This window comes from Ottowia thiooxydans, from assembly GCF_040548795.1.
Classification (GTDB): Bacteria; Pseudomonadota; Gammaproteobacteria; order Burkholderiales; family Burkholderiaceae_C; genus Ottowia; species Ottowia thiooxydans_A.
In genome coordinates this window covers 142,792-155,152 of the sequence record NZ_JBEPSH010000002.1, presented here as the reverse complement: position 1 = coordinate 155,152, position 12,361 = coordinate 142,792, and the positions used below count along the sequence as shown (strand labels likewise).

Sequence of the window (12,361 nt, the reverse complement as noted above, 5' to 3'; positions counted from 1 at the left end):
CACGATAAGGAACTCAAGATGCCAGGACAATGGATCAAGCTGGAAGCTGCGGACGGCAGTGGCAGCTTTCGCGCTTACCTCGCCACTCCGGCGGCAGGCGGTGGCCCCGGCCTGGTGCTGGCGCAGGAAATCTTCGGCGTCAACCAGACCATGCGCGACGTGGCCGACTACTACGCGCAAGAGGGTTACACCGTCCTGGCACCCGATCTGTTCTGGCGCCAGGAGCCCGGGGTCGAGCTGGACGCTGCTACCGAAATGCCGCGCGCCTTTGCCCTCTACCAGGGCTTTGATGAGGCCAAGGGCATGGAGGATCTGCAGACCGCCATTACCTCTCTTCGTGGGCGACCTGAAGTGCAAGGGCACGGCGGCAAGGTGGGGGTGCTGGGGTTCTGCCTGGGCGGCAAGCTGGCGTACCTTTCGGCCTGCCGCACGGACGCCGATGTAGTCGTGGGTTATTACGGCGTAGGCATCGAGGCGGCTCTGGCCGAGGCATCGAATATCCGGTGTTCTTTGGTGCTGCACATTGCGGAGCTCGATGGTTTTTGCCCGCCACCGGCGCGTGAGGCCATAGTGCAGGCACTGTCGGGGCGCGAGAACGTGGAACTCCATGTATACCCTGGCGTCGATCATGCGTTTGCGCGCGCGGGCGGCGACCATTTCCATAAGCCCTCTGCCCTGATGGCGCATCAGCGCAGTGTGACGGCGCTGCGGCGCGCCATGGGGCCCCACTACGACTTGTCGGCCTTATGGGACAAGCACTGCGAATATGAGTTCGGCACCCGCGATGTGGACGCCACCATGTCCACCATGGTCGCCGAGCCGTACGTGAATCACATCCCCACCATGACGGGTGGAGTGGGCTATCGCCACTTGCATGATTTCTACACGCGCCACTTCGTCAACAGCAACCCACCCGACACCAGCCTGACCCCTATTTCGCGCACGGTGGGCGCCACGCAGGTGGTCGACGAGATGCTGTTCTGCTTTACCCACACCACCGAGATCCCATGGATGCTGCCGGGCGTTGCGCCCACCGGCCGGCGCGTGGAGATTCCGTTGCTGGCGGTAATCAAGTTCCGCGGCGACAAGCTCTACCACGAGCATATCTATTGGGACCAGGCCAGTGTGCTGGTGCAGGTGGGCTTGCTGGATCCCAAGGGCTTGCCCGTGGCTGGGGCGGAGACCGGGCGAAAGCTGCTCGATGAGACGCTTCCTTCCAATGAGTTGATCGACCGTAGCGATTCCAACCCACGCCACTAGCTGGGTTCTAGAAACTGCGAGGCGAGCTTGGCATAGGTGGTTTTGGCACTTCTGATATGCGTTTCATTCAACAAGCCTTCATGAAACGCGCTGAAATCGGTTCGGTCGGCGCGCCACCAGAGATGGGCCCATAAGTGGATGCTGCACAAGCCTTCAGGCAAGGGCGCGTCTTCCTCAAAAAGCTGCGTGATGCCTTGCCTATTAGCCGGAAAACCGTAGAACCACCACCAGGGAACCACGTGCAGACTGGCTGGCGTCCTGGACCACAGGAGACTGGCGGCCTGACAGGAGTGCCGGCTCCACGTGCCGTCAAAGGTATCGATCGCGTTGGACAACCAGTCAGACAGGAATTTAGCGCCCGGCCGGGCAATGATCACGGCATTGCATAGCGATGGTCGCTGGATGCCAGTTTGTGGATCACGCATGGGAGATTCTTCGCCCAGGACACAATCATGTTGATACAGCGTACGGGGATAGGGACGCACGAAAAAAGTGTCCATGTCGGCATAAATGCCGCCGTGATCTACCAATGCGCGCAAGCGTATGAAGTCTGCTTCATGCGCGTAGTCAAGCCCTGCACTCGCGATGAAGCGGCCTTCCCTCGTATCCTGATAGCGCGTTGGATCAAAACCTGGGGTTTGCTCATCTACCTGATGCAAGATCAACTCTGCGGCAATGCGATCCCACCAGGGGCCGTGCGGCAAGTGCCGGTAATGCAGATGTATCTTGCTGCCTGGATGCACATGGCGGCATGAACGCAGGCACAAGTAGTGCATCAAGTGCAATGGCTCATTCTGCGGCTTCAGACCGAAAACAAAATGAAACGCTGACGACTCTGTGGGCAGCTTTTCAGGCATATAGGACAGCACCTAATTGCGCGGTGATCACAGGCTCGGCAAAGCGGTTGGCAATCTCTGCTGCGATGGTTTGCGCCGCGGCTCGGTGGTATTTAGCGTCGGCCAAGGCGTTTTTCCATGCCTTGACCATGCCTTCAGAATCGGGCTCAGCCCATCGCTGAGGAGGCCAGAACAAAGGCGCGGAAGGAGGCCAGACAGGCACCGTGTGCATGTTGAACGGGATGGCGCCGGGCCAATCGGAGCCGAGGTAGTCAAGCTGGCCACCCCATCCTGTAGCGAGCACAGGAGTGGCACGTGTGGCAGCGTCGAACATTCCCATGCCCCAACCTTCACCGCGCGAGGCTGAGACATAGCAATCTCCCAGGGCGTGCAACATATCTATTCCGCGACCTGATAATTCGAAAGGCAGCAGGCAAATCTGGGCTGGGGTACCGCCGGTGACAGATGTGATATTTGCCATGGCGCTACTGACGATGTCTGAGGTCGCCTGCCATGAGTAAAAAGGGGCCTCTCCATACCCCTCCTTGCTTGTCTTCAGAATCAGGGTCACGGGAGATTCCGCCGAGAATGCTTGCATGTAGCTTTGCAGCAAGCCTATATTGTTTTTTCGCGGGTCCCAGGTATTGATCGAATAGAAAATGAAATGATCTGGTGGAATGCCTAGCGATGCGCGCATCGCCTCCAGTTCCGCGATGGTGAAGTCGTTCCAGGCGTGGCGGCGGATATGTGGAATGACGTGTATTGAGGGGCGGAGATGCGCTTTTTCGAATGTCCGCAGGTTGAGTTGGCAGGGCACGCAAATGGCATCGGCCAGATCAAGCCAGGGCTTCCAGTGCGGGGGGAGGGCATCAGCTTCCCAGGTGGTGTAGCCCACGTTTTTCTTGCCGGACTCAAAAAATTGGGGCCATTGATCAGGCCCGGTTTGAGCGAAAACCGTTGAGTATTCAACCGGACGAGATGTGGCAGCCCGGATGGCGGCCAGATCCTGAAGAGACGCATCGCCCTGCGCCAGACTCAACAGGGGCGGGTTTTCTGTGGGCTGCAACGGAACGAAATTCTTGCCGTTGTAGACGAGCGGAACCCACTGAACTGACCACCCTGCATTCAGCAGCCCTCTCAAATACGCTAGCCCTGAACTTCCGTATCCAGAGGAATCGCAATAGGAGTAAAACTTGACGCCACCACTCATTCGTAGATAGCCGACCCGGGCCACGCTTTTCTAAGGCGAATCAATCTTCTTTTTTGACTCGCCGGCGGGCCCCGAGCAATGCAACGAGTGCGCCCAAGCCTCCTACAGCAAGCGGGGCCAAGGCAGGCACAGCAGTCACTGGCGCCGGCGCTGCGACGGTAATAGTTACAGTAGCAGCAGAGTTGGAGTCTGGAAACTCTTCGCCCAGAGCGTACAACAGGGTGGCAGTGCCACTAAAACCCGGGGCAGGCGTAAAAGTCAGCAGGCCTTCTGGGGTCAGGGTGGCTGTGCCGGATGCCGGTGCCGGAGGTGTAACGATCATCACCGAGTAGGTGTTGCCCTCGATGGAGTCGTTGGTTGTGACATTGACACCTGTGACGGGTGTATTGATTGACGTCGTGTAGGAGTCATCCGCGGCAGGACCAGCCTGGACTGGAGCAGCGGTCCCTGCAGCAAGCATCCCAAGTCCTACAAGAACCGCCGGATTGACGACGCGCAAACCTCCGGTTGTATGCTGAATCGGCTTGGTGTTTCCACTGTTCAGCAGATTCTTGTCAGTCTTTTCCATGTTCACTCCCATTGCTCGCAATTACTCACATGGTATGTGTTGGGTCGCGGTTGCGCAAGTGGGGGAAACAGCAGCGCCGATCACCACAGTCCAACGTGGCTCACTGGTATTTCAACAGTCCGATCACGTTTCGCGGTGAAGGGTTGTCTACCAACGCCTGCATATCAACGGACCAGCATTTGATTGATTGGAACCAGATCGTCTGGTGTGAGCGCTCCGCTCGCTTGCTTCAGTCGCAAGATTCCTACGAGAACGTCATAGCGCGCCTTGGCCAGATCGCGCTTGGTCTGGTAGAGCTGGCTTTGCGCATTCAAAACGTCAATATTGATGCGCACTCCTACTTGGTAGCCAAGAAGGTTGGCTTCCAAAGCCGTCTGACTAGATCTTTCTGCGGCTTCGAGCGCCTGGACCTGTCCGGCGCCCGATTGAACACCAAAGAATGCTGCCCGCGTGGCCTGCGCCCAGGCTCGCTGTGCATTTTCTAGATCTGCACGCGCCTTGTCTTCGAGCGCCAGGGTTTCGCGAATACGGTTTTGTACTGAAAAACCTGAAAAAAGTGGCCAATTCAGCACGACGCCAACGCCTGCCACCCGGTTGCGATAGTCGCTGGAGGGTGCCGCAGCTATCGAGGGATTGCCGTTGGGATAGTGGGTCAGGCCCACATTGGCTTGTAGATCAACCGTCGGCAGATGCCCCGTCTTGGCTTTGGATGTTTCCAGTCTGGCTACGTCCAGAGCCAACCTGGCCTGCATGACGGCGGGGTGCTGTTCAGTGGCTTGAGTTACCCAGGCGTTGACGTCGGCGGGATTCAGCGGCGGCAGTTGAATGGGTTGGGCCAGGGCTCGCGGTGTCACGCCGACGCGACCTACCAATTGTTCGAGAGCGAGCTGTTTGACATGCATGTCGTTCTCGGCGGCAATTTCCTGCGCGCGAGTGAGATCGAAGCGTGCTTGCGCTTCGCGGCTGTCAGTGATGGTGGCATTGCCGACCTCGAAATTTCGCTTGGCGGATTCGAGCTGTTCTACGACCGACGCCTTGAGTGCCCGCACGAAAGTAAGCGAGTCCTGGGCACCAAGCACATCGAAATAAGCCTGGCTCAGGCGAATGATCAAGTCTTGGCCAGCAGCGTCAAGCTGCTGGCGTGCCATTTCTGCCTGTTTTTTGCCCTGATACCAGGTAATGCGGTTGGCGGGGCGGTAAAGCGGCTGGGAACCCACCAGGGATCCGTTGAAGACGTCCGAGGCTTGTTGGACGGTATTGGGGCCGACCTCAGTTTTGGTCCAGTTTCGGTTGGCACCCGCTTGCAGGCCCAATTGAGGCAACAGGCCGGCTTGCGCCTGGTCCGCTCGCGCTGAACTCGCCTGCGCCTGCGATCGGGCGGATTGAAGTGCGGCGTCAAAGCCGGACGCCGACGTATAAAGCTCCAGGAGCGACTGCCCCCACGCTGCAGGACTTGCCAAGACCGATGTGAACAGCGCGCATGCCAGCCAGAGACTGAAGGGGCCGCGACATGAGGGGCGGCGAGAGGACACGCGCATCCAATAGTGCTTTCGGGCGATGCGCCGAAAATCAGTAGCGGGGCACGGAAGGGTCGAAGCGCAGCGACCAGGCGTCAATGCCACCAGCTACGTTCACGACATGTGAAAAGCCTTGGCGTTCCAGGAATACCGCCACGTTCATGCTGCGAGCACCGTGGTGGCACAACACCGCGACGGGCCGCTCGGGGTCGAGTTCAGCCAATCGGGAGGGAATGGTCTGCATGGACATCAAGACAAGGTCCGCGCCCGTTGGCTTGACGCTGGCCGCATTCCACTCCGCAGGTTCGCGCACGTCAAGCAGCACGGGCTCGCCGTGAACCCGGACGGCTTCAAACCAGGTGGGCAATTGGTCCGGATTGACTTGCTCGATCATGGTGTTGGGCAATACGCTGTGGGGAGGGTGTTAGAAGCTGAAACGGCTTGGCTCAGGAAAATGGAGCAAACGCGGTGCAATGACGTCCCAAGGCTGGGTGGTGATCAGGTTCCCGCCTTCGGCGCGACGAACCAGCGTGGCCCGCATCATCGGTTCGTCGCCCACGATGGTCATCAAGCGACCGCCGGGCTTGAGCAGCTCGAGCAGCGCACTGGGCAACTGGGCAACCGAGCCGGAAAGCACGATGACGTCAAATGGACCGTCGGCTGAAAAATTGGTGCTGGCGCCGTCGGCGACCCGAACCTCCGCATTCATGACACCTGCGCGCTGCAGGTTGGCGTGGGCTGTGGCGGCCAGCTCGGAGTCAATCTCCAGCGTGAGCACGCGCTGGGCACGGTGTCCCAGCAGCGCAGCCATGAAGCCAGAACCCGTGCCGATTTCCAGCACCTTCTCGTGCTTTTGCACGTTGAGGTCTTGAAGCATGCGCGCCTCCACCCGGGGCGCGAGCATGACTTGACCCAGGGCGATCGCCTTTTCCTCATCCCTGAGCGGAATTTCCATGTCTGCGAAGGCCAGTGCGCGGTGTACCGCTGGCACGAAATCTTCGCGTTTCACCACAGACAGCAGATCCAGCACATGGGCGTCGAGCACGTCCCATGGACGTATCTGCTGCTCAATCATGTTGAAGCGGGCCTGTTCCAGATTCATCGCGGTTCCAAAAATAAGGGGCAAACAGCCGATTTTACCGGTGCTGGCATTCTGCCTGACGTATACCCTCATTTTTCGCCGCGACCCCAGGGAACGTGAACCGGGGGAGGGCGGGGGCCACTATCTGAATTTGCGTCTTGCCCACTCAACGAGATCATCCAGATAGCAGTACATCACAGGCACAACCACCAGTGTCAGGAGCGAAGAGGTAATGACCCCGCCGATCACCGCCTGTCCCATGGGTGCTCGCTGCTCAGCACCTTCACTGGCAGCAAAGGCGAGTGGCAGCATGCCGAACACCATCGCCAGGGTGGTCATCAGGATAGGGCGCAGGCGGACTCGGGCAGCCATGAGCAGCGCTTCATTGCGTGGCAGCGGCTCAACGAGATCGCTGGCTTCACCAACTTCGCCAGCACGGGCACGGATAGCAAAATCCACCAGCAAGATAGCGTTCTTGGTCACCAGGCCCATCAGCATGACGATGCCGATGATGGAGAACATGGACATCGTGGAGCCGAACAGCATCAACGCGAGCACGACGCCAATCAATGTCATGGGCAGCGCGGTCATCAGCGCTACTGGCTGAATGAAGCTTTTGAACTGGCTGGCCAGGATCATGTAGATGAAGATGATTGCCATCGCGAGGGCCTGGACCGCGTAGCTGAACGATTCCTGCATGTTCTTGGTGGAGCCGCCGAACTGATATCGGTAGCCGGGAGTGAACGCCGTGGCATCCAGCACCGTGCGGATATCTCCAGATACTTCACCGGCCGACCGGCCATACACGTTGGCGGTGATCTGCACTTCCCGCATCATGTCGCGCCGGTTGATCTGGTTCGTGCTGGTGCCCTCGCGCAGGTCAGCCACCTGATTGAGTCTTACGACGCGGGCAGTCCCATCGGCGTTCATGCCAATGGTCAGCGGCATGCGCTCCAGGTCCTGCGGGGTGGTTCGGGCTTCAGGGGCCAAGCGCACGTTGACGTCGTAGGTCTGGTCATCCGGAGCCCGCCAGTTGCCGACGGTCTGCCCTGCCACCAGCGTGCGAAGCGGGCCGGACAGTTGCGCCACGCTGACACCCAGTTCGGAAGCGGCTTCGCGCCGGAGTTGTACGTCCACCGTGGGCCGGTTCGGTTTGACGCTGGAGTCCAGGTCCACCAGGCCAGGAATGCCACGCAGCTTGGCCAGCACAGGGCCGGCCAGTCGCTCCAGTTCGGCCTGGTCTGGACCTTGGAGCGAGAACTCGATCTGTTTTTGTCCGCCAACTGGTTCCAGCAAGCCCGCTTGCGTCACCGTGATGCCGGGTATCTGGCGCAGGCGTTCACGCAGGGCGGCTGCAATCTGCTCGGCACTGCGCTCGCGCTGATCGCGATTAGTCAGACGAACATACACGCTGGCATTGGTCTTTCCCTGGGCTGCGCCCGTGTTCAGGGTGGCGAGTGTGTAGCGCACCTCTGGAAAGCTCTGGATGATCTCGACCACTTGCCTGGTTTTGACTTCGGTCGCCTCCAGCGAAGACCCCTGGGGTGTATGGAACGCGACTGTGGTTTCGGAAAAATCGGCTTTGGGCACGAATTCAGTTCCCAGCATGGGCACCAGTACCACGCTGCCCGCAAAGATTCCGGCACCTAGCAGCAGGGTCGTCAGCTTGTGGCTTAGCGACCATCGCAAGATATGTTGGTAGAGCTCCACCATGTGCTCGGTTGCTCTGTCGAACCAGCCCGTCACACGGCCGATGGTCTTGTCGTAGAAGGTCACCGGCCGCCCTTTGGGCTGTCCGTGGCCATGAATGCTGGGGTCCTCCCAGACGCTGGAGAGCATAGGGTCGAGCGTGAAGCTCACGAACATGGAAATCAGCACGGCCGCCACAATCGTCAGGCCGAATTCGTGGAAGAACTTGCCGATGATCCCTCCCATGAAACCGATGGGCAGGAAGACCGCCACGATCGATAACGTGGTGGCCAGCACCGCCAGACCGATTTCCTGCGTGCCTTCCATGGCCGCCGCGTAAGAGTTCTTGCCCATCTGTACGTGCCGCACGATGTTCTCGCGCACCACAATGGCATCGTCTATGAGCAGCCCCACACAGAGGCTGAGCGCCATGAGCGTGATCATGTTCAAGGTGAACCCGAACACCTGCATGAAGAAGAAGGTGCCGATGATGGAGATTGGCAGCGTCAACCCTGTGATCACCGTGGAGCGCCAGGAATTGAGGAACAGAAAGACGATCAGTACGGTGAGTACAGCGCCTTCAATCAGGGTCTGGCGCACGTTTTCCACCGCCACCCTGATAGGGCGAGATGTGTCACTGATGGGTTCCAGCCGAACGCCAGGTGGTACTTCTGCCTTCATGGCCGCTACGGCCTGGTAGAGGCCATCGACCACTCGAATGGTGTTTTCGTCCTGGGCTTTCTGCACGGACATCAGCAAGGTGGGCTGGCCGTTATAGAGCGCCAGGGTCTCGCGCTCCTGTGCCCCGTCGTGTACGGTGGCCACTTGATGAAGAAAAACCGGGGAGCCACCGCCGGTTTGCCCCGCTGCGCCGCCGCGGCGTGCCACGATGATGCGGCCAAAGTCTTCTGGCCGCTCCATGCGCCCGTCCAGTTGCACCGTGATTTCCTGGGCGGACGATCTCAGTGCACCCAGCGGCAGATCCTGATTCTCGCCGCGCACCGCAGCGCTGACTTGGTCGGCAGTGACGCCCAAGGACTCCATCGCCCGCGGATTCAAGTAGATGTTGATCTCTCGCTTGGAGCCGCCGACGATGCTCACCGCACCGACGCCGCGCACGTTCTCCAGGCGCTTTTTCAGTACCTGGTCGGCCCAATTGGTCAGCTCGACAGGCGAGGGTGCACGCTGGCCCTGCACGGCCTCGGGGAGTACGGCAAGCGACCAGACCGCCCGGGCTGCGGGGTCGAATCGAAGCACACGAGGCTCTTTGACATCATCGCGAAGCAGCGGCCGGACCTGGCCGATCTTCTCTCGCACATCGTCAGCGGCCTTTCGCCCCTCCATATGCAGCTGAAACTCCATGATCACCACCGACAGCCCTTCGTAGCTGCGTGAGGTGAGGGCGTTGATGCCGGCGATGGAGTTGACGCTTTCTTCGATTTTCTTGGTGACTTCGCTTTCAATGATGGCAGGTGAAGCGCCTGGGTACTCGGTCGTTATGACGACCACCGGAAAATCTATGTTTGGAAACTGATCGACTTGCAGGCGCTGCAAGGAAAACAGGCCCAGCACTACGAACGCCAGCATGACCATGGTGGCGAACACCGGGTTCTTGAGGCTGACTTTGGTGAACCACATGATTTAACTCAGGCTTGGCGAGCGTGGCCAAACTCGGTTCTTTTCCGAGAGCAAACGGCTTGCCCGTTGGATGCCGTGCCGACCCTCACCCCCGCCCTCTCCCGCAAGCGGGAGAGGGAGCTTGAGAGGGAGCCTGGAAGGGAGCTTGAGAGGGAGCCTGGAAGGGAGCTTGAGAGGGAGTCTGGAAGGGAGCTTGAGAGGGAGCCAGAGAGGGAGAGGGAATAGCCGCCGATGGGTGGCGAAAGAACGTCGCCTGTCTCTCCCCCTCTCCCGCTTGCGGGAGAGGGCAGGGGTGAGGGAAAACGGCGTCTGAAACCTTGGATCATGGTCATGGCTGCACGCCTGTCGGCAAGCGCACAGCCGTGCCTTCGCGCAGCGACCCCGCTGCGCCGCGCAGTACCCAAGCACCTTCGGCCACACCTTGGACTGCGACCACCGTTTCACCATCCACCGCCCCGCGCGCACCGGTTTCCACCGCGCGGTGCGCTATGCGGCCATTCTCAACCGCTTGCACGTAAGGCAGCGGTTTGTCTGTGCGCACAGCCGAAAGCGGAACTGCCAGAACGGTTTGCTTTTCAGTGGCCAACTGGCCTTGTGCGAAGAGGCCCTGGCGCAAGCCGGGCATGGGCTGCACTTGCAAATAGACCAGCACGCTGCGGCTACCGGCTTGTGTCGAAGGGTTGATGCGCGCCACGGTGGCCTTGACCGGCTGAGGTACTCCTTCTACCGTCAGGCTTGCGCCCTGCCCCACGCGCACAGCGACAGAGTCGGCGGGACTCAAGGCGGCTTCCAGTTCAAGCCGGCTTACATCGACGATCTCCACGATGCGTGCCTCGGGGGCAACCCGTTCACCCGGCTGCGCCAGGCGTTGAGATATCTGCCCGCTGATGGGCGCACGCAGTATGGTGTCGGCCACAGATTTGCGAGCTATCTCGGCGGCTGCCTGGGTGGCGCGATGGCTGGCCTTGGCTGCGTTCAAGTTGGCCTGCGAAGTGTCCAAAGCCGTCCGGGAGATAAAACCCTGGTTCACCAGGGCAGCATTGTTGTCATATTGGCGCTGAGCAATGTCCACCTGAGCTCGCGCCGCATCAGCCTGCTGCTCGGCCTGGAGCACTCTTTGGTTGTATTCGCCAGGCTCCACCCGTGCAATGACCTGACCGGCCGTGACGGTGTCGCCCTCCCGTACGGTCAGTCCCTGCAGTTCACCCGGAACGCGGGCTTTGACCAACGCACTGCTGACTGCCTTGAGGCTGCCGGAAACGGGTACGCCTGTGTTGATCTCCAGACTGCGTGCCTTGGCTATATCGACAGCTGCTAGTTCAATCACAGGCTCTTTGACCACCGCAGCTTGCGCTTGCTGTTTGGCTGCCTGCCTTGCGGCCCACCCGCGCCAGCCCAGTGCGGCCATCAAAAGGAGTGCCATCAAGGCCGCCACCCACATCCAGCGCGCGCGACGGCTCATGCCGCCCGCCTACCGTGAGCTGCAAGGATCGCCTTGCAGTCCAGTCCACAACCAGCGCCGAAAATCCACAACAGGTATTGCAGGCGATGGGTGAGCTGGGCGGGAGCGGTAGTGATTGAAATCTGAGTGGTGTACAAGGTCGGGTGGTCCGAAAGGCGCAAACGCCACAATAGCCGCGATTATGAATCCCTCCAAGGGACACAGTCCCTGGTCACGCCATACTTCGATAATGCATCCTATGACTCCACGCAACATTGGCCTTATCGTCATCGGTGACGAAATCCTTTCCGGCAAACGCATAGACAAGCACCTTCCCAAGCTGATTGAAGTTCTCGGCGAGAGGGGGTTGCATTTGGAATGGGCCGAATATGTGGGCGATCAGCGTGAGCGCATCACTTCGGCTTTGAAGCGAGCGTTCTCATCTAGTGACATCGTGTTCAGTACCGGCGGTATTGGCGCTACGCCGGATGACCACACGCGCCAATGTGCTGCCGCCGCGCTAGAGGTGCCGCTGCAATTGCACCCGGAGGCCAAGGCCCTGATTCAGGAGCGCATGCGAGATACGGCGCTTGAAAAAGGCCTGCCCTACGAGCCTGATCGAGACGACAACATTCACCGGCTCAATATGGGCGTGTTCCCGGAAGGCGCCCGCATCATTCCGAATCCCTACAACAAGATTCCCGGCTTCAGCTGCGACGGTCCCGGCGGCGGCACCATTCATTTCACGCCAGGTTTTCCCGTGATGGCCTGGCCCATGATGGCCTGGGCCCTGGATACATACTATTCAGATTGGTTTCACCAGGGCGGCTGGCAGGAAAAATCCGTCATCATCTTCGGCGCCATGGAAGCCAGCCTCACGCCGATCATGGAGCGCGTAGAGGCATCACATCCGAAAGTGAAGGTGTTCAGTTTGCCCAGTGTCGATCACCCTCAGTTTGGCCAGCACATTGATCTGGGTGTGAAAGGCCCTGTCGATGCGGTTGCTTCGGCCTATGCGGATCTCAGGGAGTGGCTGGTGCCCTTTGGCCTGCGGTACGGCCCGGAGATTGTGAGATAAAGGCCTGCACCAAAAACGTGCATTTCCAGGTTTGCACCAAAAT

Annotated in this window: 11 protein-coding genes; 3 read left to right on the top strand and 8 right to left on the bottom strand. The window is 59.8% G+C overall.

Annotation, left to right across the window (positions count from 1 at the left end; all coding sequences use genetic code 11):
• Positions 1–18: 18 nt before the first annotated feature.
• The gene (locus ABIE13_RS04350) at positions 19–1,260 is read left to right on the top strand and encodes a dienelactone hydrolase family protein (protein WP_354441483.1); all 1,242 of its coding nucleotides are present in this window, start codon (positions 19–21) and stop codon (positions 1,258–1,260) included.
• On the opposite strand, the gene ABIE13_RS04345 is transcribed toward ABIE13_RS04350, so the two are convergent.
• The 7 genes from ABIE13_RS04345 to ABIE13_RS04315 form a co-directional block, all read right to left on the bottom strand.
• Positions 1,257–2,117 (bottom strand): glycosyltransferase, encoded by an 861-nt coding sequence (locus tag ABIE13_RS04345; RefSeq protein WP_354441481.1) that lies wholly within the window; start codon positions 2,115–2,117, stop codon positions 1,257–1,259. The genes ABIE13_RS04350 and ABIE13_RS04345 overlap by 4 nt on opposite strands.
• Positions 2,110–3,306, bottom strand: a complete 1,197-nt coding sequence (locus ABIE13_RS04340; protein WP_354441479.1) for a hypothetical protein — start codon at positions 3,304–3,306, stop codon at positions 2,110–2,112. The genes ABIE13_RS04345 and ABIE13_RS04340 overlap by 8 nt, the downstream gene beginning before the upstream one ends.
• 40 nt (positions 3,307–3,346) lie before the next feature.
• Positions 3,347–3,874 (bottom strand): Ig-like domain-containing protein, encoded by a 528-nt coding sequence (locus ABIE13_RS04335; protein ID WP_354441477.1) that lies wholly within the window; start codon positions 3,872–3,874, stop codon positions 3,347–3,349.
• A gap of 164 nt (positions 3,875–4,038) precedes the next feature.
• Entirely contained in the window at positions 4,039–5,412 is a 1,374-nt protein-coding gene (locus tag ABIE13_RS04330) for a TolC family outer membrane protein (protein ID WP_436278373.1), read from the bottom strand.
• A gap of 31 nt (positions 5,413–5,443) precedes the next feature.
• On the bottom strand, positions 5,444–5,785 hold the full coding sequence (locus ABIE13_RS04325) for a rhodanese-like domain-containing protein (protein WP_354441475.1): 342 nt from the start codon (positions 5,783–5,785) through the stop codon (positions 5,444–5,446).
• A 30-nt stretch (positions 5,786–5,815) separates the two neighbouring features.
• Complete coding sequence (locus ABIE13_RS04320; protein ID WP_354441473.1) at positions 5,816–6,493, bottom strand: protein-L-isoaspartate O-methyltransferase family protein; 678 nt, start codon at positions 6,491–6,493, stop codon at positions 5,816–5,818.
• Positions 6,494–6,613: 120 nt separating this feature from the next.
• A complete protein-coding gene (locus ABIE13_RS04315) occupies positions 6,614–9,799 on the bottom strand; it encodes an efflux RND transporter permease subunit (protein ID WP_354441471.1) in 3,186 nt (1,061 codons plus the stop codon).
• Between the two features lie 75 nt (positions 9,800–9,874).
• On the opposite strand from ABIE13_RS04315, the gene ABIE13_RS04310 reads away from it, so the two are divergent.
• Positions 9,875–10,024: a hypothetical protein gene (locus ABIE13_RS04310; RefSeq protein WP_354441469.1), complete on the top strand. Its 150-nt coding sequence runs from the start codon at positions 9,875–9,877 to the stop codon at positions 10,022–10,024.
• A 103-nt stretch (positions 10,025–10,127) separates the two neighbouring features.
• On the opposite strand, the gene ABIE13_RS04305 is transcribed toward ABIE13_RS04310, so the two are convergent.
• Entirely contained in the window at positions 10,128–11,261 is a 1,134-nt protein-coding gene (locus ABIE13_RS04305) for an efflux RND transporter periplasmic adaptor subunit (RefSeq protein WP_354441467.1), read from the bottom strand.
• Between the two features lie 238 nt (positions 11,262–11,499).
• Here ABIE13_RS04305 and ABIE13_RS04300 point away from each other — a divergent pair, with 238 nt between their 5' ends.
• Complete coding sequence (locus tag ABIE13_RS04300; protein WP_354441465.1) at positions 11,500–12,318, top strand: competence/damage-inducible protein A; 819 nt, start codon at positions 11,500–11,502, stop codon at positions 12,316–12,318.
• Positions 12,319–12,361: the final 43 nt, after the last annotated feature.

Coding starts and splice junctions, on each gene's coding strand:
- ABIE13_RS04350 (WP_354441483.1), top strand. CDS start 19: ATGCCAGGACAATGGATCAAGCTGGAAGCTGCGGACGGCAGTGGCAGC.
- ABIE13_RS04345 (WP_354441481.1), bottom strand. CDS start 2,117: ATGCCTGAAAAGCTGCCCACAGAGTCGTCAGCGTTTCATTTTGTTTTC.
- ABIE13_RS04340 (WP_354441479.1), bottom strand. CDS start 3,306: ATGAGTGGTGGCGTCAAGTTTTACTCCTATTGCGATTCCTCTGGATAC.
- ABIE13_RS04335 (WP_354441477.1), bottom strand. CDS start 3,874: ATGGAAAAGACTGACAAGAATCTGCTGAACAGTGGAAACACCAAGCCG.
- ABIE13_RS04330 (WP_436278373.1), bottom strand. CDS start 5,412: ATGCGCGTGTCCTCTCGCCGCCCCTCATGTCGCGGCCCCTTCAGTCTC.
- ABIE13_RS04325 (WP_354441475.1), bottom strand. CDS start 5,785: ATGATCGAGCAAGTCAATCCGGACCAATTGCCCACCTGGTTTGAAGCC.
- ABIE13_RS04320 (WP_354441473.1), bottom strand. CDS start 6,493: ATGAATCTGGAACAGGCCCGCTTCAACATGATTGAGCAGCAGATACGT.
- ABIE13_RS04315 (WP_354441471.1), bottom strand. CDS start 9,799: ATGTGGTTCACCAAAGTCAGCCTCAAGAACCCGGTGTTCGCCACCATG.
- ABIE13_RS04305 (WP_354441467.1), bottom strand. CDS start 11,261: ATGAGCCGTCGCGCGCGCTGGATGTGGGTGGCGGCCTTGATGGCACTC.
- ABIE13_RS04300 (WP_354441465.1), top strand. CDS start 11,500: ATGACTCCACGCAACATTGGCCTTATCGTCATCGGTGACGAAATCCTT.